Annotated in this window: 20 protein-coding genes; 12 read left to right on the forward strand and 8 right to left on the reverse strand. The window is 71.5% G+C overall.

Annotated elements, in window-relative coordinates:
* The first annotated feature begins 40 nt into the window (after positions 1-40).
* Positions 41-1171, forward strand: a complete 1131-nt coding sequence (locus BN39_RS19990) for a glycosyltransferase family 4 protein (RefSeq protein WP_019204223.1) — start codon at positions 41-43, stop codon at positions 1169-1171.
* A 99-nt stretch (positions 1172-1270) separates the two neighbouring features.
* Here the strand turns inward: BN39_RS19990 and BN39_RS19995 are convergent, their stop codons facing one another.
* The gene (locus BN39_RS19995; protein WP_019204224.1) at positions 1271-3073 is read right to left on the reverse strand and encodes a long-chain fatty acid--CoA ligase; all 1803 of its coding nucleotides are present in this window, start codon (positions 3071-3073) and stop codon (positions 1271-1273) included.
* Between the two features lie 115 nt (positions 3074-3188).
* Here BN39_RS19995 and BN39_RS20000 point away from each other — a divergent pair, with 115 nt between their 5' ends.
* The 10 genes from BN39_RS20000 to BN39_RS20045 all read left to right on the forward strand — a co-directional run bounded on the left by BN39_RS20000 (position 3189) and on the right by BN39_RS20045 (position 12598).
* The gene (locus tag BN39_RS20000) at positions 3189-3608 is read left to right on the forward strand and encodes a hypothetical protein (protein WP_040768755.1); all 420 of its coding nucleotides are present in this window, start codon (positions 3189-3191) and stop codon (positions 3606-3608) included.
* The gene (locus BN39_RS20005; RefSeq protein WP_019204226.1) at positions 3601-4065 is read left to right on the forward strand and encodes an SRPBCC family protein; all 465 of its coding nucleotides are present in this window, start codon (positions 3601-3603) and stop codon (positions 4063-4065) included. Before BN39_RS20000 ends, BN39_RS20005 begins: the two co-directional genes overlap by 8 nt.
* Positions 4065-5288 carry a hypothetical protein gene (locus tag BN39_RS20010; protein ID WP_019204227.1) on the forward strand — a complete coding sequence of 408 codons (1224 nt, stop codon included), beginning with the start codon at positions 4065-4067 and terminating at the stop codon, positions 5286-5288. Before BN39_RS20005 ends, BN39_RS20010 begins: the two co-directional genes overlap by 1 nt.
* A complete protein-coding gene (locus tag BN39_RS20015; protein WP_019204228.1) occupies positions 5278-5712 on the forward strand; it encodes a hypothetical protein in 435 nt (144 codons plus the stop codon). The genes BN39_RS20010 and BN39_RS20015 overlap by 11 nt, the downstream gene beginning before the upstream one ends.
* Positions 5709-6662, forward strand: a complete 954-nt coding sequence (locus BN39_RS20020) for an ROK family protein (RefSeq protein WP_019204229.1) — start codon at positions 5709-5711, stop codon at positions 6660-6662. The genes BN39_RS20015 and BN39_RS20020 overlap by 4 nt, the downstream gene beginning before the upstream one ends.
* 85 nt (positions 6663-6747) lie before the next feature.
* Positions 6748-7458, forward strand: a complete 711-nt coding sequence (locus tag BN39_RS20025) for a 1-acyl-sn-glycerol-3-phosphate acyltransferase (RefSeq protein ID WP_019204230.1) — start codon at positions 6748-6750, stop codon at positions 7456-7458.
* A gap of 11 nt (positions 7459-7469) precedes the next feature.
* Positions 7470-7946: a polyadenylate-specific 3'-exoribonuclease AS gene (locus BN39_RS20030; RefSeq protein ID WP_019204231.1), complete on the forward strand. Its 477-nt coding sequence runs from the start codon at positions 7470-7472 to the stop codon at positions 7944-7946.
* 27 nt (positions 7947-7973) lie between these two features.
* Entirely contained in the window at positions 7974-9371 is a 1398-nt protein-coding gene (locus BN39_RS20035) for a class II 3-deoxy-7-phosphoheptulonate synthase (RefSeq protein ID WP_019204232.1), read from the forward strand.
* A gap of 37 nt (positions 9372-9408) precedes the next feature.
* Positions 9409-11283 (forward strand): acetate--CoA ligase, encoded by a 1875-nt coding sequence (locus BN39_RS20040; RefSeq protein ID WP_019204233.1) that lies wholly within the window; start codon positions 9409-9411, stop codon positions 11281-11283.
* A gap of 82 nt (positions 11284-11365) precedes the next feature.
* Positions 11366-12598, forward strand: coding sequence for an HNH endonuclease signature motif containing protein (locus BN39_RS20045; protein WP_081586208.1), 1233 nt, complete (start codon positions 11366-11368; stop codon positions 12596-12598).
* Here BN39_RS20045 and BN39_RS20050 read toward each other — a convergent pair.
* Positions 12595-13713 (reverse strand): ElyC/SanA/YdcF family protein, encoded by a 1119-nt coding sequence (locus BN39_RS20050; protein ID WP_019204235.1) that lies wholly within the window; start codon positions 13711-13713, stop codon positions 12595-12597. The two genes, BN39_RS20045 and BN39_RS20050, sit on opposite strands and share 4 nt — an antisense overlap.
* Positions 13714-13739: 26 nt before the next feature.
* Positions 13740-15929 (reverse strand): Stk1 family PASTA domain-containing Ser/Thr kinase, encoded by a 2190-nt coding sequence (pknB, locus tag BN39_RS20055; RefSeq protein WP_019204236.1) that lies wholly within the window; start codon positions 15927-15929, stop codon positions 13740-13742.
* Positions 15930-16027: 98 nt separating this feature from the next.
* On the opposite strand from pknB, the gene BN39_RS20060 reads away from it, so the two are divergent.
* Positions 16028-16408 (forward strand): Rv2175c family DNA-binding protein, encoded by a 381-nt coding sequence (locus tag BN39_RS20060; protein WP_040768949.1) that lies wholly within the window; start codon positions 16028-16030, stop codon positions 16406-16408.
* 42 nt (positions 16409-16450) lie between these two features.
* Here the strand turns inward: BN39_RS20060 and BN39_RS20065 are convergent, their stop codons facing one another.
* Genes BN39_RS20065 through BN39_RS20085 form a run of 5 tightly spaced genes read right to left on the reverse strand, consistent with a single transcriptional unit; the run spans position 16451 to position 21726 of the window.
* On the reverse strand, positions 16451-17917 hold the full coding sequence (locus BN39_RS20065) for an alpha-(1->6)-mannopyranosyltransferase A (RefSeq protein ID WP_019204238.1): 1467 nt from the start codon (positions 17915-17917) through the stop codon (positions 16451-16453).
* A 24-nt stretch (positions 17918-17941) separates the two neighbouring features.
* Positions 17942-18745 (reverse strand): ABC transporter ATP-binding protein, encoded by an 804-nt coding sequence (locus BN39_RS20070; protein ID WP_019204239.1) that lies wholly within the window; start codon positions 18743-18745, stop codon positions 17942-17944.
* Positions 18742-19779 (reverse strand): iron chelate uptake ABC transporter family permease subunit, encoded by a 1038-nt coding sequence (locus BN39_RS20075; protein ID WP_019204240.1) that lies wholly within the window; start codon positions 19777-19779, stop codon positions 18742-18744. The genes BN39_RS20070 and BN39_RS20075 overlap by 4 nt, the downstream gene beginning before the upstream one ends.
* A complete protein-coding gene (locus BN39_RS20080; RefSeq protein ID WP_019204241.1) occupies positions 19766-20737 on the reverse strand; it encodes an ABC transporter permease in 972 nt (323 codons plus the stop codon). The genes BN39_RS20075 and BN39_RS20080 overlap by 14 nt, the downstream gene beginning before the upstream one ends.
* Complete coding sequence (locus BN39_RS20085; protein WP_019204242.1) at positions 20734-21726, reverse strand: ABC transporter substrate-binding protein; 993 nt, start codon at positions 21724-21726, stop codon at positions 20734-20736. Before BN39_RS20085 ends, BN39_RS20080 begins: the two co-directional genes overlap by 4 nt.
* Positions 21727-21824: the final 98 nt, after the last annotated feature.

Raw genomic sequence — 21824 nt, forward strand, 5'->3', positions numbered from 1 at the left:
GTGACGGGGCGGGCGCCGCCCCGCCAGTACGGTTGACCCCATGCCGCGCACGCTGCTGGTCACCAACGACTTCCCGCCCCGCCCCGGCGGGATCCAGACCTACCTCCAGGCGTTCGTGCGGCAACTGCCCGCCGACGAGCTGGTCGTCTACGCGTCGCGCTGGCGCGGCAGCGAGGAGTACGACGCGGCGCAGCCGTTCGAGGTCGTGCGCCATCCCACGTCGCTGCTGCTGCCGACTCCCGACGCGTTCGGCCGCGCCCGCGACCTCGTGCGGTCCCGCGACATCGAGACCGTGTGGTTCGGCGCCGCCGCGCCGCTGGCGCTGCTCGGGCAGCCGCTCACGGAGGCCGGGGCACTGCACACCGTCGCGTCCACGCACGGCCACGAGGTCGGCTGGTCGATGACGCCGCCGTCGCGGGCCTGCCTGCGCCGGATCGGCGACACCACGGACGTGGTGACCTACGTCAGCAAGTACACGCGCGGCAGGTTCAGCGCGGCGTTCGGGCGGCACGCCGCCCTGGAGCACCTCCCGCCCGGGGTGGACACCGACGCCTTCAAGCCCGACGACGGTGCGCGGTCCGAACTGCGCGCCCGGTACGGGCTGGGCGAGGACGAGCCCGTCGTGCTGTGCCTGTCGCGGCTCGTGCCGCGCAAGGGGCAGGACATGCTGATCCGGGCGCTGCCGCGGATCCGGTCGACGGTGCCCGGCGCGAAGCTGGTGATCGTGGGCGGCGGCCCGTATGCGGAGACCCTGCACACGCTCGCGCGGCAGTCAGGCGTCGACGAGGCCGTGATCTTCACCGGCGGAGTGGCCGCCGACGAGCTGGCGTCGCACCACAACCTCGGCGACGTGTTCGCCATGCCCTGCCGCACCCGCGGCGCCGGGCTCGACGTGGAGGGCCTCGGCATCGTCTTCCTCGAGGCGTCAGCGACCGGGAAGCCCGTCGTCGCAGGCGATTCCGGCGGCGCCCCGGAGACGGTGTGGGAGGGGGAGTCCGGTCACGTGGTGCCGGGCCGCGACGTGGAGGCCATCGCCGACGCCGTCGCGGGCCTGCTCGCCGACCCCGACCGCGCCGCCGCGATGGGAGCCCGCGGGCGCGAGCTGGTCGGAGAGCACTTCAACTGGCGCCGCCTGGGCCACCGCCTCCAGACCCTGCTCAACCCTTACTGAATCGACTGAACCGCCGTCGAGTCGGGGATCCTCGGTGCGTTCCTGCGGTGACACGCCGACGGGCGGCCGCGGGAACGCACCGAAGATCGGGAGGCGGCGCTACTTCGCGTACATGGCGGCGATGTCGTCGGCGTACTTCTCCGTCACGACGTTCCGCTTCACCTTCATGGTCGGCGTCATCTCACCGGTCTCCTCCGAGAAGTCGTCGGGGAGGATGCGCACCTTCTTGATCGCCTCGGCGTGCGAGACGGTCTCGTTCGCGGCGGCGACGGCCCTGTCGACCTCGCCCTTGAGGTCGGCGTCGTCGCGGAGGTCGGCGACGGTGGCCGATTCCGGCTTGCCGTTCGCGGACTTCCACTGCGGGAAGGCCTCCGGGTCGATGGTGACGAGGGCGGCGATGTAGGGCTGCGCGTCGCCCACGACCATCGCCTGCGAGATGAGCGGGTTGGCCCGCAGGGCGTCCTCGAGGCCGGCGGGGGAGACGTTCTTGCCGCCCGCGGTCACGATGAGCTCCTTCTTACGGCCGGTGATCGAGAGGAAGCCGTCCTCGTCGATCGACCCGAGGTCGCCCGTGTGGAACCAGCCGTCCTCGAGCGCGGCGCCGGTGGCCTCCTCGTTCTGCCAGTAGCCGCGGAACACCACGGACCCCTTGAGCAGGATCTCGCCGTCCTCGGCGATCTTGGCGGCCTGCCCCGCGAGGGGCCGACCGACGGTGCCGATCCGCTGCGCGCCCTCCACGTTCACCGTGATCGCGGCGGTCGACTCCGTGAGGCCGTACCCCTCCATCACGGTGACGCCGACGCCGCGGAAGAAGTGCCCGAGACGCGCTCCCAGCGGCGCGCCGCCCGAGATGGCCACCTTGCAGTTCCCGCCCAGCGCCGATTTGAGCTTGCCGTAGACCAGCTTGTCGAAGACGGCGTGCTTGGCCTTGAGCAGCAGGCCCGGGCCGCCCTTGTCGAGCGACTCGCTGTACTCGATCGCCGTCTGCACCGCGGCCTCGAAGATCTTGCCCTTGCCGCCGTCCACGGCGCTCTGCTGCGCGGACGCGAAGACCTTCTCGAACACCCGGGGAACCGAGAGGATCAGCGTCGGCTGGAAGACGGCGAACTGCGGCACCAGGTTCCGGGTGTCGTTGAAGTGGCCGACCACCGCGCCGCCCTTGAAGCAGGCGATGTTCACCGCGCGGGCCAGCACGTGCGCCAGCGGCAGGAACATGACGTTGGAGCCGCCGCGGATCGCGTCGCCGAACGGCGAGCCCAGGATCGCCTCGGCCTCGCTCATGAGGTTGGTGTGCGTGAGCTCGCAGCCCTTCGGTCGGCCCGTGGTCCCCGACGTGTAGATCAGGGTGGCCAGATCGTCGGCCTTCACGCCCGCGCGGCCGGCGTGCACCTGCTCCTCGGTCACGTCCGCGCCCTCGGCGGTGAGGGCCGCGATCGCGCCCTGCTCGCCCTCCGCCGGGTCGATCCGCAGCACCCGCTTCACGTTGTGCAGGTCGCTCAGCTCGTCCACCTCGGCGGCCTGCTTCGGCCCCTCGATGACCATGAGCACGGCGTCGGAATCCTTGAGGATCCAGTCGATCTGGCCGGAGCTGCTGGTCTCGTACACCGGGACGGTGACCGCGCCGACGGCCCAGATCGCGAAGTCGACGACCGGCCACTCGTAGCGGGTGGAGGAGATCAGCGCGACGCGGTCCCCGGGCTGCACGCCCTGCGCGACGAGCCCCTTCGCGACGCCCAGGATCTCCTCCGCGTACTGCGCGGAGGTGACCGGCTGCCACGCGTCACCGACCAGCCGCTTGACCCGGACGCTCTGCGGGTCGGTCCGGGCGACGTCGAAGACGACGTCGACCGTCGACGAGTCCGGGTCGATGGTGAAGTTGGCGGGAACACTGATCTCGCGCACGAATCCTCCGGGTCGCGTTCGGTGATTTTGTGGTGAACCTTACACCGGGCGAAATCGGTCCCGGAGTGCGACGGCGAGGCCCTGACGGACCCGGCACGGACCATGGAGCCGCGCGATGTGTGAAGCTTATGAGGTGAGCACCATCCAAGTGGCCGACGTCGCATTCGTCGCCGCCCACCCGAGTGCCGTGGCCGCCGCGATGGCGGGCGCGCAGCGGTGGCGCGGTTGGTTCCCCGATCTGCGCCTGACCGTCACCGAGGACCGGGGCGACCTGGGTATCCGGTGGAAGGTCGAGGGCCCCGTCACCGGGACGTCCGAGTTCTGGATCGAACCGCACCTGGACGGCTCCCTGCTGCACTACTTCCTGCACGCCGAGCCCGCGAAGCCGATGACGCCCGAGCAGATCGTGGCCGAGGTCGGCGAGCGCCGCGTCCGCGGCCACGACGTGATGTTCGACGTGAAGTTCACCGCCGAGGACGGCAGGGTTCTCGGCGGCCCGGCAGCGCCGCCGGTCGGGGAGGTGGAGCGTGTCTGACGCGGACCGCACCCGCGAATCGATCGTGATCGCCGCACCGGCGGACACGATCATGGACGCGATCTCGGCGTTCGACCGGTACCCGGAGTGGGTCTCCGCCGCCCGCGAGGTCACCGTCCTCGACACCACCGACGACGGCCGGCCCCAGCGCGTCCGGTTCGTGCTCGAGGAGGGATTCCTCCGCGACACCTACGAACTCGAGTACACCTGGGAGCCCGGCGGCCGCTCCGTCGAATGGGAGCTCGCCGCGAGCACCCTGCAGAGCACCCAGCACGGCCGGTACGACCTGACGCCCACGGCCGACGGCACGGGCACCACCGTGACCTACACGCTCGAGGTCACGCTGCAGATCCCGATGCTGGGAATGCTGCGCCGCAAGGCGGAGAAGGCGATCACCGACACGGCGCTCAAGGAGCTCAAGCGCCACGTCGAGGGCGAGCGGGCGGCCGGATCCTGATGCCCGGGGACGCCGCGACCCGCGTACTGCTGGTGGCCGGCGCCGGGGGATCGGGCAGGACCACGGTGTCGGCGTCCCTCGCCGCCCGGGCCGCGGCGCGCGGCCGCACCCTGCTGGTCACCGTCGGGCGGGTGGTGGACCCCCTCGTCGCCGACGGTGCCGGCCCGTTCGACCACGTCCACCTCAACCCCGTCGAGCTGCTCGCATCGTGGTGGGGCACACTCTCGTCGACCGTCCGGGCCGGACGGGGCGCGGCGGAGGGCGACGGCGGACCGTCGGGCTTCGACCCGTTCGTGCTCGAACCGCCCGAGTTGACCGGGCTCGCGGACGCCGAGCACCTGCTGACGCTGCGCGCGATCCGCGGGCACGTGGACTCGGGGGAGTACCGCACCGTCGTCGTGGACGGGCCGGGGTTCGACGCCCTGGCCGCCCTGCTCACCGCGCCGGCGTCACTCGCCGCGTACCTGGAGCGGGTGTGGCCGCGGCACGTGCGGCTCGCGGGCTCCGCGTCCGGGCCGGTGGCGGGGACGCTGGCGGCCCTGCTGCTCGCCGAGCCGCTCGCCGGGACCGCCGAGGCGCTCGCGACGTTCGTGGCCGACCGGTCCGCCCTGGAGATCGTCTACGTGCTCACCGGCGACGGCGGCCGGCCCGCCCGCGCCCGGCACGAGCTCGCGGCCCTGGAAGTGCTCGGGATGCGGCCGGTGGCGCTGGTGCTGAACCGGCTCATCGACGTCGACGACCGGTTCGCGCTCGACCTGCCGCACCCCGCGGTGCGGTACGTCGGCGCGCACGTCGCGGCGCAGGACGACGCCCGCGAGGCCGTCGCCGAGCTGGCCGCCGAGCTGGGCCGCCCCGTGCTCGAGCTGGCCGAGGCGGCGGAGCCCCTCACCGGGCTCCCCGGCGCCGCGGCCCTGGCCTGGGACCCCGGACCCGTGCTCGACGGTGCGCCCGAGCCGACCCCGGTGCCCGAGGTGCGGCGCGCCGGCGGGGAGGGCCTGGACGCGCGGTACGACTGGGCGATCGCGCTGCCGCTGGTGGACCCCGCGACGATCGGCCTCGGCCGCGTCGAGGAGGATCTGGTGGTCGATGCGCAGGGTGTGCGGCGCCGGATGCGGCTACCGTCTGTATTGCGCCGCTGCGTCGTTGCGGGTGCCACGTACACGGAAGGGGAGTTGCGCGTGAGTTTCGCCCCGGATCCGGAGGTGTGGCCGAATGCCCGATGACCCCTCCGAGGAGTTCCTCGCCGCGGCCACGCGGCTGTTCGAGACCGCCCGCCCGTGGATCGCGGCGGGCCTCGCCGAGCACGCCGCGCACCCCGACGGCGCCCCCGGCGGCTGCCGGTTGTGCGCGCTGAACGGTGCCGTCGCCCGGAACCTGGAGCCGTTCGCGGCCGAGGCCTCGAAATCCTTCGGGCATTTCGCCGACGAGGTGCTCACCGACCTGCTGCGGCTCGCCGAGGAACTGCTCGGCGCTGCCCGCGTCACCTTCGCCGCGGTCGCCGCCGACTACCTGTCGACGGTGCGCGGCGAGGCGCCCGAGTCGTCCGCCGCGCCCGCGGACAGCGCCGCGCCTCCGTCGTCGCAGACGAACGGGTACGAGCGCATCGACATCCGCCTCGCCGAGGATCTGGAGGAAGCCGGGGAATGACCCTCACGATCGGCATCGACATCGGCGGCACCTCGGTGCGCGCGGGCGTGGTCACGGACGACGGGACCATCGTCGACACGGCCCGCGCGGAGACCCCGCGCAGCGCCCCCGCCCTCGAGCGCTGCCTCGACCGCGTGGTGCAGGAGCTGTGCGTGGAGCACGACGTGCGGGCCGTGGGCCTCGCCGTCGCCGGGTTCCTCGACCCCGCGCGGGAAACGGTGTGTTTCGCGCCGCACCTGCCGTGGCGCGACGCCAACGTGCCCGCCGAGATGACCGAGCGGGTGGGGCTGCCCGTCGTGATGGAACACGACGCCAACTCCGCCGCCTGGGCCGAGTACGAGTTCGGCGGCGCCAAACGCAGCAAGGTCACGTGCGTGGTCGCGCTCGGCACGGGCATCGGCGCCGGGCTGCTCATCGACGGTGAGCTGTACCGCGGTGCGTTCGGCGTGGCCCCGGAACTCGGCCACCTCCAGGTGGTGCCCGACGGGCGGCCGTGCGACTGCGGCAAGCGCGGCTGCTGGGAGCGCTACTGCAGCGGTACCGCGCTCGTCGAGACGGCGATAGACCTGATGGGCCCCAAGGGTTCCCGCGGCGTCCTGCTCGCCCGCGAGCTGGCCGAGGACCCGGGCTCGCTCACCGGCCGGAAGGTGGCCGCGGCCGCCGAGGCGGGGGACCCCGTCGCGCAGGAGGCCGTGGGAGAACTGGCGCGCTGGCTGGGCGTGGGGCTGGCGATGGTGAGCGACGTCTTCGATCCGGACCTCATCGTGCTGTCCGGTGGCGTGGGCGCCTCGTCGCGCCTGTTCCTCGACGACGCGCGGGACCACTACGCGCGGATGATGACCGGCGCGACGTACCGGCGTAAGCCGCGCATCCGCGCCACCGAGCTGGGCGAGCGCGCCGGCATGCTGGGCGCCGCGGCGCTCGCCCGCGGAGCCGTGCCCGTCGGCTGAACCGGGCGGGATCCCCCGGCGACATCCGCGCACCCTCGGTAGAGTGAGGCCCAGCACGTCAGGTCGCGACTGGGAGCTGGACGACATGTGGTGGATGGTCTTCAAATGGGTCCTCATCGGGCCGTTCCTGCGCCTGCTCGGGCGCCCGCGAGTGGTGGGCGTCGAGAACCTGCCGAAGGACGGGCCGGCGATCCTCGCCAGTAACCACCTGGCCGTCATGGACTCGTTCTTCCTGCCGCTCATGGTGCCCCGGCCCATCAAGTTCCTCGCCAAGAGCGAGTACTTCACCGGCACGGGCCTCAAGGGCGCGTTCAAGAAGTGGTTCTTCTCCTCCGTCGGCTGCATCCCCATCATGCGCGGCAGCGCCGACGCGGCGCAGGACGCCCTCAACGCGGGCGTCGGCGCACTCGAGCGGGGGCAGCTGCTGGGCCTCTACCCGGAGGGCACCCGCAGCCCCGACGGGCGGCTGTACAAGGGCAAGACGGGCATGGCCCGGATGGCGCTCGAGACCGGCGCGCCGATCATCCCGGTGGCCATGGTGGACACCGAGAAGTTCAACCCGCCCGGGACCACGCTCCCGCGTCCGACCCGGGTGCAGGTGCGCATCGGCAAGCCGCTCGACTTCTCCCGGTTCGAGGGCATGACGGGCAACCGGTTCGTGGAGCGCGCCATCACGGACGAGGTGATGTACGAGCTCATGAAGCTGTCCGGTCAGGCCTACGTGGACGTGTACGCGCAGGACGTCAAGGACGGCGTGGTGGTGCCGGGCGACGAGAGCGGAGTCGACGCCGCGTAGCGTCGGGGCACGTGAAATATTTCTACGACTCGGAATTCATCGAGGACGGAAGGACCATCGAGCTGGTCTCGATCGGCATCGTCGGCGAGGACGGCCGCGAGTTCTACGCCGTGTCCACCGAGTTCGATCCCGAGCGGGCCGGGTCCTGGGTCCGCGCCAACGTGCTGCCGAAGCTTCCGCCCCCCGCCAGCAAGTCGTGGCGGTCGCGGGCGGCGATCCGCGACGGTCTCTTCGACTTCCTCAGCGCCGGGCCCGGCGACATCGAGCTGTGGGCGTGGGTCGGCGCCTACGACCACGTCGCCCTGTGCCAGCTCTGGGGCCCGATGACGGCGCTGCCGCGGTCGATGCCGCGGTACACGCGCGAGCTCAAGCAGCTCTGGGACGAGCGCGGCCGGCCGGCGCTGCCCCCGGCACCGTCGGACGCCCACGACGCGCTCGCCGACGCCCGGCACAACCTGGCCAAGTACCGGGCGATCACGGGCGCGTGAGCGGCGCGTAATCTTGCTCACGTGGCAGTGAACTGGACCGTCGACGTCCCCATCGATACCCTCCCCAAGCTCCCGGACCTCCCGGGTGACCTGCGCGAGCGCCTCGACGACGCGCTGGCCCGGCCCGCCCTGCAGCAGCCGTCGTGGCCGCGGGACCAGGCGGACGCCATGCGGACGGTGCTCGAGTCGGTGCCGCCGATCGCCGTGGCGCCCGAGATCCAGGTGCTGCAGGAGCAGCTCGCCGAGGTCGCGCTGGGCCGCGCGTTCCTGCTCCAGGGCGGCGACTGCGCGGAGACCTTCGTCGACAACACCGAGCCGCACATCACCTCCAACATCCGCACCCTGCTGCAGATGGCGGTGGCGCTGACCTACGGCGCGTCGATGCCCGTGGTCAAGGTGGCGCGGATCGCCGGCCAGTACGCCAAGCCCCGCTCCTCCGACACCGACGCGCTGGGCCTCACCAGCTACCGCGGCGACATGGTCAACGGCTTCCCGCCCGAGGAGGAGGTGCGCCGCCACGACCCGTCGCGCCTGGTACGCGCCTACGCCAACGCGAGCGCCGCGATGAACCTGGTGCGCGCCGTGACCAGCTCCGGCATGGCGGACCTGCACAAGCTGCACGAGTGGAACCGCGAGTTCGTGCGCTCCTCGCGCTCGGGCGCCCGGTACGAGACGCTGGCCGCCGAGATCGACGGTGGCCTGCGGTTCATGGCCGCGTGCGGCGTGGACGACTGGAACCTCAAGACCGCCACCATCTACGCCAGCCACGAGGCCCTGGTCCTGGACTACGAGCGCGGCCTGCTGCGGCTCGCGGACGACCCCGACGACGCCGAGGCCCAGCAGGTGCTCTACGACCTGTCGGCGCACTTCCTGTGGATCGGCGAGCGCACCCGCCAGCTGGACGGCGCGCACGTCGCCTTCATGGAGCTGATCCACAACCCGATCGGCATCAAGATCGGGCCCACGACCACCCCGGAGCAGGCGGTCGAGTACGTCGAGCGGCTGGACCCGCACAACAAGCCGGGCCGGCTCACCCTGGTCTCGCGGATGGGCAACGGGAACGTCCGCACCGCGCTGCCGCCCATCGTGGAGGCCGTCGAGGCCACCGGGCACAAGGTGATCTGGCAGTGCGACCCCATGCACGGCAACACCCACGAGGCGTCCACCGGTTACAAGACCCGCCACTTCGACCGCATCGTCGACGAGGTGCAGGGCTTCTTCGAGGTGCATCGCGCCATCGGCAGCCATCCGGGCGGAGTGCACGTGGAGCTCACGGGCGACGACGTCACCGAGTGCCTGGGCGGCGCGCAGGACATCTCCGACGCCGACCTCGCGGGCCGCTACGAGACCGCCTGCGATCCGCGCCTGAACACCCAGCAGAGCCTGGAACTCGCCTTCCTCGTCGCGGAGATGCTGCGCGGATAGCCCACCCCGCCGGACCGCCGGCTAATAGGGTCGCGGTATGGGTGCCTACGCCGACGAGTACAGCCGCAGCACGACCGACCCCGAGGGGTTCTGGGCCGAACAGGCCCGGGCGATCGACTGGCACGCGCCTCCGTCGACGGTGCTCGACGGGGCGCGGGCCCCGCTCTACCGCTGGTTCCCCGACGGTGAGCTGAACACCTGCGTCAACGCGGTGGACCGGCACGTGGCGGCCGGGCGGGGCGATCAGCCTGCGGTGATCCACGATTCGGCGATCACCGGCGAGGTGCACACGCTCACCTACGCGCAGCTGCAGGAGCGGGTCGCGAAATTCGCGGGCGTGCTCGCGGGTCTCGGTGTGGCCAAGGGCGATCGGGTGGTGATCTACCTGCCCATGATCACCGAGGCCGTGGTCGCGATGCTCGCGTGCGCGCGGATCGGCGCCGTGCACTCGGTGGTGTTCGGCGGGTTCGCGGCGCCGGAACTCGCCGCGCGCCTGGACGACGCGCAGCCCGCGGTGATCGTCACCGCCTCCTGTGGCCTGGAGGGCGACAAGGTGCTGCCGTACCTGCCGATCGTGCACGCAGCGGTCGACGCGGCCGCGGCGAAGCCCGGCGCCGTGGTGGTGTGGCAGCGGCCCCGACTCACCGCGGAACTCGGCCCGCTGGACCACGATTGGGCCGCGGCGGAGCGGGCGGCGGCGCCCGCGGATCCGGTGCCGGTGGCGGCGACGGACCCGCTGTACATCCTGTACACGTCCGGGACCACCGGGAAGCCCAAGGGCGTGGTGCGCGACAACGGCGGGCACGCGGTGGCGCTGACCTACTCGATGCGCGCGATCTACGACGCGGGGCCCGGCGAGGTGTGGTGGACCGCCTCCGACGTGGGCTGGGTGGTGGGACACAGCTACATCGTGTACGCGCCGTTGCTGATCGGCGCCACGACGGTGGTGTACGAGGGCAAGCCGGTGGGCACCCCCGACGCGGGCGCGTTCTGGCGCGTGATCGAGCGGCACGGCGTGCGCAACCTGTTCACCGCGCCGACGGCGCTGCGGGCCATCCGCAAGGAGGACCCGGATGCGGAATTCGTGGCGGCGTCGGACATCTCGAGCCTGCGCACCCTGTTCATGGCGGGGGAGCGGCTGGACCCGGACACCTACGAGTGGGCCGCTGCGAAGCTCGGCGTGCCGGTGATCGACCACTGGTGGCAGACCGAGACCGGGTGGCCGATCGCCGCGAATCTCCGGGGCGTGGAGCCGATGCCGGTCAAACCCGGCAGCGCCACCGTCCCGGTGCCTGGCTACGGGGTGCGCATCGTCGACGATGCCGGACGGGACGTACCCGCGGGTACCGAAGGCGCCGTGGTGATCTCGCTTCCCCTGCCGCCCGGGACGCTGCCCACCCTGTGGGGTGCCGACCAGCGGTACATCGACTCCTACCTCACCACCTTCCCCGGCAACTACCTCACCGGCGACGGCGGCTACCTCGACGAGGACGGCTACCTCTTCGTCATGGGCCGCACCGACGACGTGATCAACGTCGCGGGCCACCGCCTCTCGACCGGTGCGCTGGAGGCCGCGATCGCCGGGCATCCCGCCGTGGCCGAGTGCGCCGTGATCGGCGTGGCCGACCAGCTCAAGGGGCAGCTGCCGCGGGCGCTGGTGGCGCTCAAGGCGGGCGGCGACTGGGACGCGGACGCGGTGCGCGCCGAGATCGTGCAGCTGGTGCGCGACACCGTGGGCGCGGTCGCCGCGCTCAAGGAGGTGGCGATCGTCGCCGCGCTGCCGAAGACCCGCTCCGGCAAGATCCTCCGCCGCAGCATGCGCGCCATCGCCGAGGGCCGCGACGAGGCGGTCCCGTCGACCATCGAGAACCCCGACGTGCTCGACGACCTGCGGGGCGTGCTCCGGGGCTGACGGTGTGGCCCTGCGGGCCGCTCTGTTCGACGACGTGTTGCGATATCGAAAACTTGTCAGTGGGTCGGCGTAGCGTTCGGGCATGGACGAAAACATTGCGGTAGATCAGGACCGGCCTCCTGATGGGGCATCGCACGCGGATGTGGTCGAACGCCTGCGTTCGACGGAGCTCCGCCGGTGCCGGCTCGTGCTCGAACAGTACGGACTGGCGGCCGACCTGCTGCGGCAGCGCGTACTCGAACGGGTGGCGGCGGGGTTGCCGCAGGACCGGTGGCGGCAGGGCGTCGCCGCGGAGGTGGCGCTGGCCTTGCACCTCTCGCCTAACGCGGCGGCCAAGATGCTGTCGAGGGCCGTGGAGCTGGAGCGGAACATGCCGCACCTTCGGGCCCGCCTCCACGCCGGTGAGGTCTCGCCCGACGCGGTGCCGACCATCGTCGGTGGCCTGTCGCATCTGGACGTCGGCGATCGGCAGCAGGCCGACGCGCAGCTGTGTTCGGATCCGGACACGTTGGCCGGACTGGGAATCCGACAGATCGGCGACAAGGTCGAGCAGGTCGCCTACCGGCTCGACGCCCGGGCGACGGTCGACCGCAGGGCGGCGGCGGAGAAGGACCGCACGGTCACGCTGCGGCCACAGCCGGAGGGCATGGCGCGGTTGTCTCTGCTGCTGCCGATGGCGCGGGCCGTCGGCGCGTACGCCGCGCTGCGCCACCACGCCGATGCGCTGGTCGGGCGGGATCCGGAGCTGCGGACGCGGGGCCAGATCATGGCCGACACGGCGTTCGCGCGTGTCACCGGTCGCGATGCCGCGGAAGGGCAGCCGGTCACAGTGAGCCTGACCATCCCCGCGACGGTTCTCCTCGGTGACCGGCCGGGTCCGGCCCACCTCGACGGCGGCGGGACCATGCCGGGGGAGATCGCCCGCAACCTCATCGGCAAGGCCACCGCAGCCGGCGTCGCCTGGGTCAGGAGGTTGTTCGTCGCACCGGAGAACGGCGCGATCGTCGCGATGGACTCCCGGCGGCGGCTCTTCCCAGCGGGGCTGGCCGATCTCATCCGCGTGCGGGACCGGTACTGCCGCACCCCGTACTGCGACGCGCCGATCGCCCACACGGACCACATCGCCCCGCACGCGAAGGGCGGGCCCACCAGTCACACCAACGGGCAAGGACTCTGCGCGGCGTGCAATCACGCCAAGGAGGCGCCCGGTTGGAGCAGCGCAACCGTTGACGATCCGACCGGACGGCACACCGTCGAGACCCGGACACCGGGCGGTCACCGACACCGGTCCACGGCGCCGCACCAGGCGGCCTAGCGTTGCAGCAGCGGGGCGCTCCGGTAGGACCAGAGACCGAGGGTGCTCAGGGCGTCGCGGTAGATGCTGCGCATCTCGTCCTCCGACGGCACGGCCAGCTCGGCGAGCGGCTTGTCCACGGCCGCCACCGAACTCACGGCGAAGGTGCCGGGCAGGTTCTGCCGCGCCGCCAGCGCCAGGTCGACCGCGCCGCGCCGCACGTGGCTCGCGGAGCTCACCACGATCGCCCGCGACGACCGCTGCGTGGCGAGGACGTAGGAGCTGTACAGCGCGTTCTCGACGGTGGTGCGGGCGAAGTTCTCGTCGGTGATCCGCCCGGCGTCCAGGCCGTGCTCCACCAGCCAGTTCTTCATCAGCGCACCCTCGGTTCTCCCCGCCTTCTCCACGCCGCCGGTCACCACGATCGGCGCCGCGGGCACGGCCCTCGCCACCTCGAGGGTCTTCTCCAGCCGGCTGATCAACGGGGCGTCCATGCTGCCGTCGCTCTTGAGCGCGTAACCGAGGACCACGATCGCGGTGCCGTCCGGGGCGCCCGCAGGAGCCGCGTCGGTGATCGGGGTGCGCACCGCGTCGTCGACCTGCGCGAACAGCGCCTCCACCTCCGGGACCCGGTCCGGCGCCGCCTCGCGCAACCGGTCCATCGCCGCGGCGGACCCGCCGGCGTCTCCGAGGAAACGCTTCCACACCGCCAGGTAGGTCTGCGCGTCGTCGTCCTCCGGCGCGAACCCGAGCACCCTCTCGTACAGTGCAAGCGCGCCCCGCACGTTCTTCTCCGCGATCCGCGCCGATGCCGCCGTGAACAGCAGGTCGGCGCGGTAGGGCGCGAGCTCCGCGGCGGCGAGCACCTTCTCCTCGACCACGGCCATGCTGTTCACCGTCTTGTCGGTGTTGCCCGCCGTCGACGTGCGGGTGGGGGAGTCGAAGGCCTGCTTCGCCTCGGCGAGCAGCGCGTCCACCCGGCTCGCGACGCCCTGACCGCCGGCCCCGGCGGACGACGGCGCGGCCGAAGAGGACGATCCGGCGGGGCCGCCGGACTGCGCCGAGCACCCGCCGAGAGCGAGGACGCCGACGGCGGTGAGCGCGATGACCCGGACGAGGGCCGAGCGACGGTTCATGCCTTCACCGTAGCCCGCGAGCGGCGCTACGGCAGGGCGGTGACGGTGACGGTCGAACCGGCCTTGACCCGGTTGCCCCCGCCCGGATCCTGCCAGATCACCTGCGAGTTGTCCGAGGCGAAGATGCCGTTCACCTTGACCTGCAGGCCGGCGTCGCGGAGCACCGAACGTGCCTGCCCCACATTCATTCCCGTCACCGAGGGCACCGTGACCCGCGCGGCCAGCGTGACCGTGACCCGGTTGTTCGCCGGATCCACCCGCGCGCCCGCGGCCGGGCTGATCGAGGTCACCACGGCGCCGCTGCCCGTCTCGCCGCTGAGCTCGGCGACGAGGCCCGCGCGCTGCAGCATCTCCTGCGCCTCCGAGGAGGTCTTGCCCGTCACGTCCGGCACCGTCAGCGCGTTCGAGACCAGCAGCGTCACGCTGCCGCCCTTGTTCACCTGCCCCGACGGATCGGTGCCGGCCACCTTGCCGGCCTCGGTGGACGCGTCGAACTGCTGCTTGGTCTCCTTCACCGACAGGCCGGCGGAGCGCAGGGTCGACGTGGCGTCGTCGGGCGACTTGCCGCGGACATCGGGGATGTTCACCGGCTGATTGCCGGCCGACGCGACCACGGTCACCGTCGAGCCGACGGACACGCGCGCACCCGGGGTGGGGCTCAGGCCGACCACGCCGCCCTGCGGGATGTCGCGGCTGAACTGCGCGGGACCGCGCTTGGACTGGAGGCCGTTGTCGCGCAGCAGCCTCTCCACGTTCTCCGGGGAATCGCCTGCCTTGAACTGCGGGACCACCGGGCGGCCCTTGGAGTACTCGATGGTGACGCTGCCGAACCTGCTGACCCGCGCGCCCGCCGCCGGCTGCAGGCCCGTGACGGTGTCCTCGGTGACGTCGTTGCTGTAGCTGCCGCTCAGCTCCACATCGAGGCCCGCGTCCTTGATCGCGCGCTCCGCGGCGGGCCGGTCCATCCCGCCCACCGCGGGCACCGTCGTGTACTGGCCCGAGGCGAACCACCAGCCGCCGAACGCCAGCAGCATCGCGATGATCGCCACGATCGCCACGATGATCCAGGACTTCGCGCGGCCCCGCTTCGGCGGCTGCTCGCCCGCCCACTGCGGGTGGTTCGGCGGCGCCTCCGCGGGCAACGCCTCGTGCATCGTCTCGGCCCGGGTGTGCTGCACGGGCATCCCTGCCGGGACCGGGGGCACCGCCGCCGGAAGCGTGCGGGGCGGCACCTGCGGCTCGCCCGCGGGCAGCGAGGACGTGGGCTCCGCGGCGGCCGGGATGAGCGGCTGGTTGCGGTGCCCGTCGTACATCGCCGCCGCGGCGCGCTGCTCGGCGCTGGAACGCGGTGCGGGCACCGTGAACGGCGGCAGATCCAGCTTGTCGGACAGCTCGGTGAGTGCCTCGGCCATCACGAAGCCGTCGGTGAACCGGCGCCGCGGGTCCCGGTCGGTGGCGATCGCCACGAACTCGTCGAACTCCGGCGGCACCCCCGCGATCGCGGAACCCGGGGCGGGCACGTCGTTGTGCAGGCGCTGGTAGGCCAGCGAGATGGCGGTGTCACCGGTGAACGGCACCGCGCCGGTGAGCAACTCGTAGGCGAGGATCCCGCTGGAGTACACGTCGGAGCGGGCGTCGGCATTGCCGGTCTCCACCTGCTCCGGCGACAGGTAGGCCGCGGTGCCCAGGATGACGGACGAACTGGTCACCGAGGCAGCCGCGATCGCGCGCACCAGGCCGAAGTCCGCGACCTTCACCTCGCCGCTGTCGGAGATGAGCACGTTCTCCGGCTTCACATCGCGGTGCACCAGGCCCGCGCGGTGCGCCGTTCCGAGCGCCGTGAGCACCGGCCCGAGCACGGCGGCCACCGCGTGCGGCGGCATCGGGCCGCGTTCGCCCAGCAGCTCGCGCAGCGTGCCGCCGGTCACCAGCTCCATCACGAGGAACGCGAGGTCCCCGTCGACGCCCTGGTCGTACACGGCCACCAGGCCGGGGTCCTTGAGCTTGGCCACGGCCCGCGCCTCGAACTCGAATCGCGAGACGAACTGGGCGTCCTCCGCGTACTTCGGGTCCATCACCTTGATCGCGATCGGCCGGTCCAGCCGCAGGTCGAGCCCCATGTACACCGTGGACATACCGCCACGCGCGATCACCGCATCGATGCGATAGCGGCCCTCGATGCGGGCACCGATCAGGCGGTCGCGGGGCGTGTTCACCTTCTTCGGTTCCTCTCCACGGTCATCAGTGTCGACAGTTCAGCCTAGCGACCCCCGGGTGGGAAGGGGTGGATCGTGCGCCTCGGTACAGTGTGACGGTGAGCTCGATCCCGTACGTCAGCGACGATCTGCTGCCAGAAGGCACTTCCACCTACAGCACCGCGACCGTGGCCAAGGGCCTCGGCGTGTCGCAGACCAAGGTTCTGCAGCTGCTCCGCGACCACCATCTCATCGCGGTGCGCCGCGGCGGGGACATGCACGTCCCGCGCCTGTTCTTCGGGGAGGTCGACGGGGCGTTCTCCGTGGCCAAGCACCTCACCGGCCTGCTCAGCGTGCTCCGCGACGGCGGTTTCCACGACGACGAGATCATGCGCTGGATGTTCCAGCCGCTCGACGACCTCGACGGATGCCCGGCCGAGCTGCTGCACACCGATTCGGCGCGCGAGGTCATCCGCCGCGCCCAGTCGATGGCGTTCTGACTCCGCGGACCGTCGGACCGCGCACCGCCGGACCGGGGACCGTCAGGCCGTGACGGGCTGCAGCCCGAGCCGCGGGCGCACCCCCAGCGGGTCCGCCTTCAGCAGGGACCAGCCCGTGAGGGCGCCCAGCGCCGCGGCCAGGGCCACGTTCCACAGGGAGTACAGGCCGATCGAGCCCGTGGGCATGAACACCACCATGAGCCACACGGACAGGCCCGCGATGATCGCGAGCGTCCGCCGGGACCAGGTGAACGCGCCTGCGACGGCGAGCGGCCACGTGTAGTACCAGGGTAGCGACGCCGGGGAGAGCACGCACACCGCCAGCAGGCCCAGCAGGATGCCCGTCACGTTGCAGCGCTCGTCCTGCCGGAACACCCACCACAGCACCGCGAGCGTGATCGCGAGCGCCGCGACGCCCAGCGCGCGGGTGACCACGAGGATCGGCGCCAGGTGCAGATCGGTGAACGGCGACGCGAGGAAGGCAGTGACCTGTGCGATCGCGGTGGGGATGGTGATGTAGTTGATGATCTTGATCGACCCGGACAGTGCCGACAGCCAGCCCAGCCCCACGCCGGCGATCGCGGAGAACGCGGCGAACAGGGCCACGAAGATCCCCACCGACGCACCGCCGGCCAGGAGGAAGGAACGCGGTGCCGCCTCCGACGGCGTCTCCTCGCGCCGGTGGTGGTACCAGATCCACACCACGAACGGCAGGGCGATCGCGGCCGTGCCCTTCACCGCCACCGCCGTCACGAGCACCACGACGCCCCAGAAGTGCCGGCGGTCCAGGACGAGCGCCAGCCCCGCCACCAGCAGCCCCACCATGAGGGCCTCGTTGTGCACGCCGCCCACGAGGTGCACCACCACGAGCGGATTGAGCACCGCGAACCACAGGGACACGGCGGGCGAGGCGCCGAAATGCCGCGCCAGCTTCGCCACGCCCCACACCGACAGCGCGATCCCGGGCAGCATCGCGAGGCGCAGCGCGATGACGCCCGCCAGCACGTTGTCGCCGCACAGCAGGGTGATCCCCTTGGCGATCAACATGAACAGCGGCCCGTACGGCGCCGTGGTGGTGGTCCAGATGCCGCTCACATCGTCGAGGAGGCCGTTCGGGTTGACCACCGGACCGTCCACGTACGGGTCGTAGCCGTCGCGCAGCAGCGCGCCCTGCGCGAGATAGGAGTACGCGTCGCGGGAGTACAGGGGAACCGCCACGAGCAGCGGTGCCGCCCACAGGGCGACGGTGCGCCCCACCTCGCGCGCCCCGATCCCACCGGCGAGCGCGGTCCGTCCGATCCGCACCCACGCGATCACGAGCAGCGCGATGCCCGTCCAGAACAGCACCGAGCTCAGTACGAGCCCGTGGCCCCACCGCAACCACGACAGGTGCAGCGCCTCGAGCTGGACGTCGTGCACGCGGATCGCGCCCGCGCCGAAGCTGCCCAGCGTGGTGAGCACCGCGCCGAGCAGGCCGAGGTATGCGGGGGACTTCAGGGATCCGGACATCCCTGGAATTCTAGGCGCAGCCGGTCAGCGCCGGTCGAGGCCCGCGTACACGGCCACGGGCATGCCCTCGACGGTGTGCACGGCGACGGTGGTCTCGAAGACACGGGTGAGCAGCTCGGAGGTCATGATCTCGGCGGGGGAGCCCGACGCCGCGATCGTTCCCTCCTTGAGCGCGACGATCCGATCCGAGTACGCGGCGGCGAAATTCAGGTCGTGCACCACCAGGATGATGGTCTTGCCCAGCTCGTCGGCGGCGCGGCGCAGCTGGGCCATCATGCCCACCTGGTGCCGCATGTCGAGGTTGTTGAGCGGCTCGTCCAGCAGGATCACCTCGGTGTCCTGGGCCAGCGTCATCGCGACGTACGCGCGCTGGCGCTGCCCGCCGGAGAGCTCGTCGAGGAAGCGGTCCGCCAGGTCGGTGAGGCCGAGGAAGCCGAGCGCGTCGTCGATGTACCGCACGTCATCGGCGGTGAGCCGGCCCCGGCTGTGCGGGAACCGGCCGAACGCCACCAGATCCCGAACCGTGAGCCGGGCGTTGACGCCGTTCTCCTGCCGCAGGATCGCGAGCCTGCGCGCCACCTCGGTGGGCTTCATCTTCCGCACGTCCCGCCCGTCGAGGAGCGCCGTACCGGATTCCGGCTCCAGCAGCCGCCCCAGGATGGTGAGCAGGGTGGACTTGCCCGCGCCGTTCGGGCCCACCAGGGCCGTCACGCCGCCGCGGTGGAACTCGCCGGACACCGGCCCCAGCACCACGGTCTCGGCGTACGACTTGGTGAGGTCCGTGAAGGCGATCGCGGGCCCTGCGGTGGTGGTGGCGGATTCGGTCACATCGTCCCCCTTCGGCGGAACAGGATGGCGAGGAACAGGATCCCGCCGCAGAACTCGATGATCACCGTGAGCATGCCCGCGGCGTAGAACACGTTGTGCAGGACGAACTGCCCGACGGTCAGCATGATCACGCCGAGCAGGACGGCCATCGGGAGAGTGGCCCGGTGCCGCCAGTCGCCCGCGAGCTCGTAGGCGAGGGTGGCGATGATGAAGCCGAAGAACACCATCGGGCCCACCAGCGCGGTGCTGATCGAGATGAGCAGGGCGATGATCATGAGCGCGCGGGTCAGTTCGCGCCGGTGATCGACGCCGAGGCCGATCGACGGTTCGCGGCCCAGCAACAGCACGTCGTACACGTTCCGGTTGCGCCACACCAGGATCGCGACCAGCACGCAGGCCGCGATGCAGTACGGCAGCAGTTCCTCGTTGACGGCGCTCACCCGGCCGTACAGCTTGATCATCAGCGCGTCGAACTCCGTGGGGGAGAGCAGCCGCTGCAGGAACTCCGCGACCGCCCGGAACGCGAGGCCCAGGACGACACCCACCAGCAGCAGGAGGAACAGGCTCGCGAAACGCCCGGAGAACAACCAGCGGTACAGGATCGAGGCGAACAGCACCATGGCCGTGGTCTGGGCGAGGAACTGCGGCACGCTGTCCGAGTTCGACACGAAGCTGCCGCCCACCAGCACCACGCCCACCGTCTGGATGAGCACGTACAGGTAGTCGAGCCCGATGATCGACGGGGTGAGGATGCGGTTGTGGGTGACCGTGTGGAACAGGACCGTCGCGATGCCCTGGCAGAACGCGGCGATCACGATCGCGGTCAGCGTGCGCAGCCGGCGCTCGAACGAGAGACCGAAGGTGAAGTCCCACTTGAGCACGTCGTCCGCGCCGGTGCGCAGCACCAGGAACAGGACGGCGACGAGCACGGCCGCCGCGGCGGCGACGCCCAGCCGCGCCCGCCAGCCGACGCGCGACGTGGTGGCGTCGGTCGCGAGCGCGGGGGCGGCGGTGGCGGCATCAGAGGGCGACACGGTTGCTCCTGGTGAGGATGATCGCGAGGAAGGTCGCCGCACCCACCACGCCCATGATCACGGACACGGGGATCTCCATGGGCCGCACCAGCACCCGGCCCAGGAGGTCGCAGCCCACGATGAGCACGGTCGACAGCGCCGCCACCCAGGGCAGGCCCGAGCGCACGTCGTCGCCGCGGAGCGCGCTGATGATATTGGGCACCACCAACCCCAGGAACGGGATGAAGCCGACCACCACGCTGGTGACGCCGGAGGCCAGCGCCACCATCGTGACGCCGAGCCCCATGGTCAGCCCGTAGCGCAGCCCGAGGGACGTCGCCACGTCGCGGCCGAGGCCGGCGATGGTGAAGTAGTTCGCCAGCAGGTACGTGGCGACGGCGATGGCGGCCACGGCCCACAGCGGCTCGTAGAAGCCGCGCACGACGTGCGCGAAACCGCCTGAGCGCCAGGACACCACGGACTGCAGCAGGTTCGTCTCCACCGCGAGGTAGGTCGAGACGGCGCTCACCACGGCGCCCATCATGAGGCCGACCAGCGGGACGATCGCGGACCGTCGGGCGCGGATCCGGGACAGGAAGCCCAGGAAGAGCATCGTGCCGAGGAACGCGGTCGCCGTGGCGTAGAGCATCTTCACCAGCGGGGGAGCGCCCGGAGTGAGGATCAGGCAGAGCAGCACGCCCAGGCCGGCCCATTCGGCGGTGCCGGCGGTGGTCGGTTCGACGAACCGGTTCTGCGTGAGTCGCTGCATGATCACTCCGGAGAAGCTCATGGCGAGACCGGCGAATATCAGTGCGAGAGTGCGGGGTACCCGCGAGACGAAGAACATGCGCCACATCTCGTCGTCGCCGGCCAGCAGTCCGGCGGCGGTGATGTGGTACTCGCCCGTCATCAGCGACAGGGCCACCAGCACCGCGCACGCCACCGCGATGAGCGGCAGCGCGACGCGGCGGCGGGTCACTTCTTGGCGGCGAGCGCCTCGGCGAGGCGCTGGTAGTTCTCGCCGTAGTCCTGGATGCCCTCGCGGATGTAGAAGAAGTCGTCCAGGTAGTAGATGCGGTCCTGCTCGAAGAACGCCTTGCCCTTGAAGGCCTCCTGGGACTTGAAGACGGCGGCGGCGGGCTGCGGGGTTGTACCGGGCTCGGGCTCGACGGACGCGTCGCGGTCCATCACGATGACCCACTGCGGGTCGGCCTGGGCGATCGCCTCCGGCGTGAGCCCCGAGTTCTGGTGGTGGTCACCGGCGTTGCCCGCGAAGACGTCCTTGAGGTTCAGCGGCTCGACGAACGGTTGCATGCGCTTGGCGCCGTTGTCGATCTTGCCGCCGTTGACGATCGAGAGGAACACCGTCTGGCCGGTGGCCTGCGCCTTGGCCGCGTTCAGCTTGGTGTCGAAGTCCGCCACGATCTGCTTGGCCTGCTCCTGCTTGCCGAAGATCTCGCCCAGGGTGGCGGTCTGGTCGCGCATCGTGTCCACGCGGTTCTTCGGCGCGCCGTCCTCGGCCGCGATGTCGATGAACGCGGCGCCGGTCTTCTCGGCGATCTTCGTGAGGTCGCCCTCCTGCTTGGCGAACCGGTAACCGCCGATGATGAGGTCGGGCTTCACGTCCTCGATCACGTCGAGCTTCGGCTCCGCGTGCGTGCCCACGTCCTTGATGTCCGCGTCGTCGATCCACTCGCCCAGCACGTTCTTCGCGTACAGCTTCTTCGGGATCGCGACCGGGGTCACCCCGAACGCCTTGAGGGTCTCGGCGCTGGTGTTGTCCAGGGCCACGACGCGCTTCGGGTTCTTCGGAACCTCCACCTGCCCCTTGTTGGTGGTGACGGTGATCTTCTCGCCGGCGGCGGGCTTCTCCTCGTCGGCGCTTGTGGTCGAGCAACCGGTGAACACCAGGCTCGCTGCCACCAGCGCGGCGGCCACGGGGGTCGCGGTACGGAAGCGGTTCAACATGCGGACTCCTTACTCGGTCTCCAGGCCAAGACTCCGTAAGTCGATCGCAAAGGGTCTTAGGCAATGGAAACCATACCGAGGAGTGGCTAGGTTTGCCT

It is taken from the genome of Tsukamurella sp. 1534 (genome assembly GCF_000312385.1).
Classification (GTDB): domain Bacteria; phylum Actinomycetota; class Actinomycetes; order Mycobacteriales; family Mycobacteriaceae; genus Tsukamurella.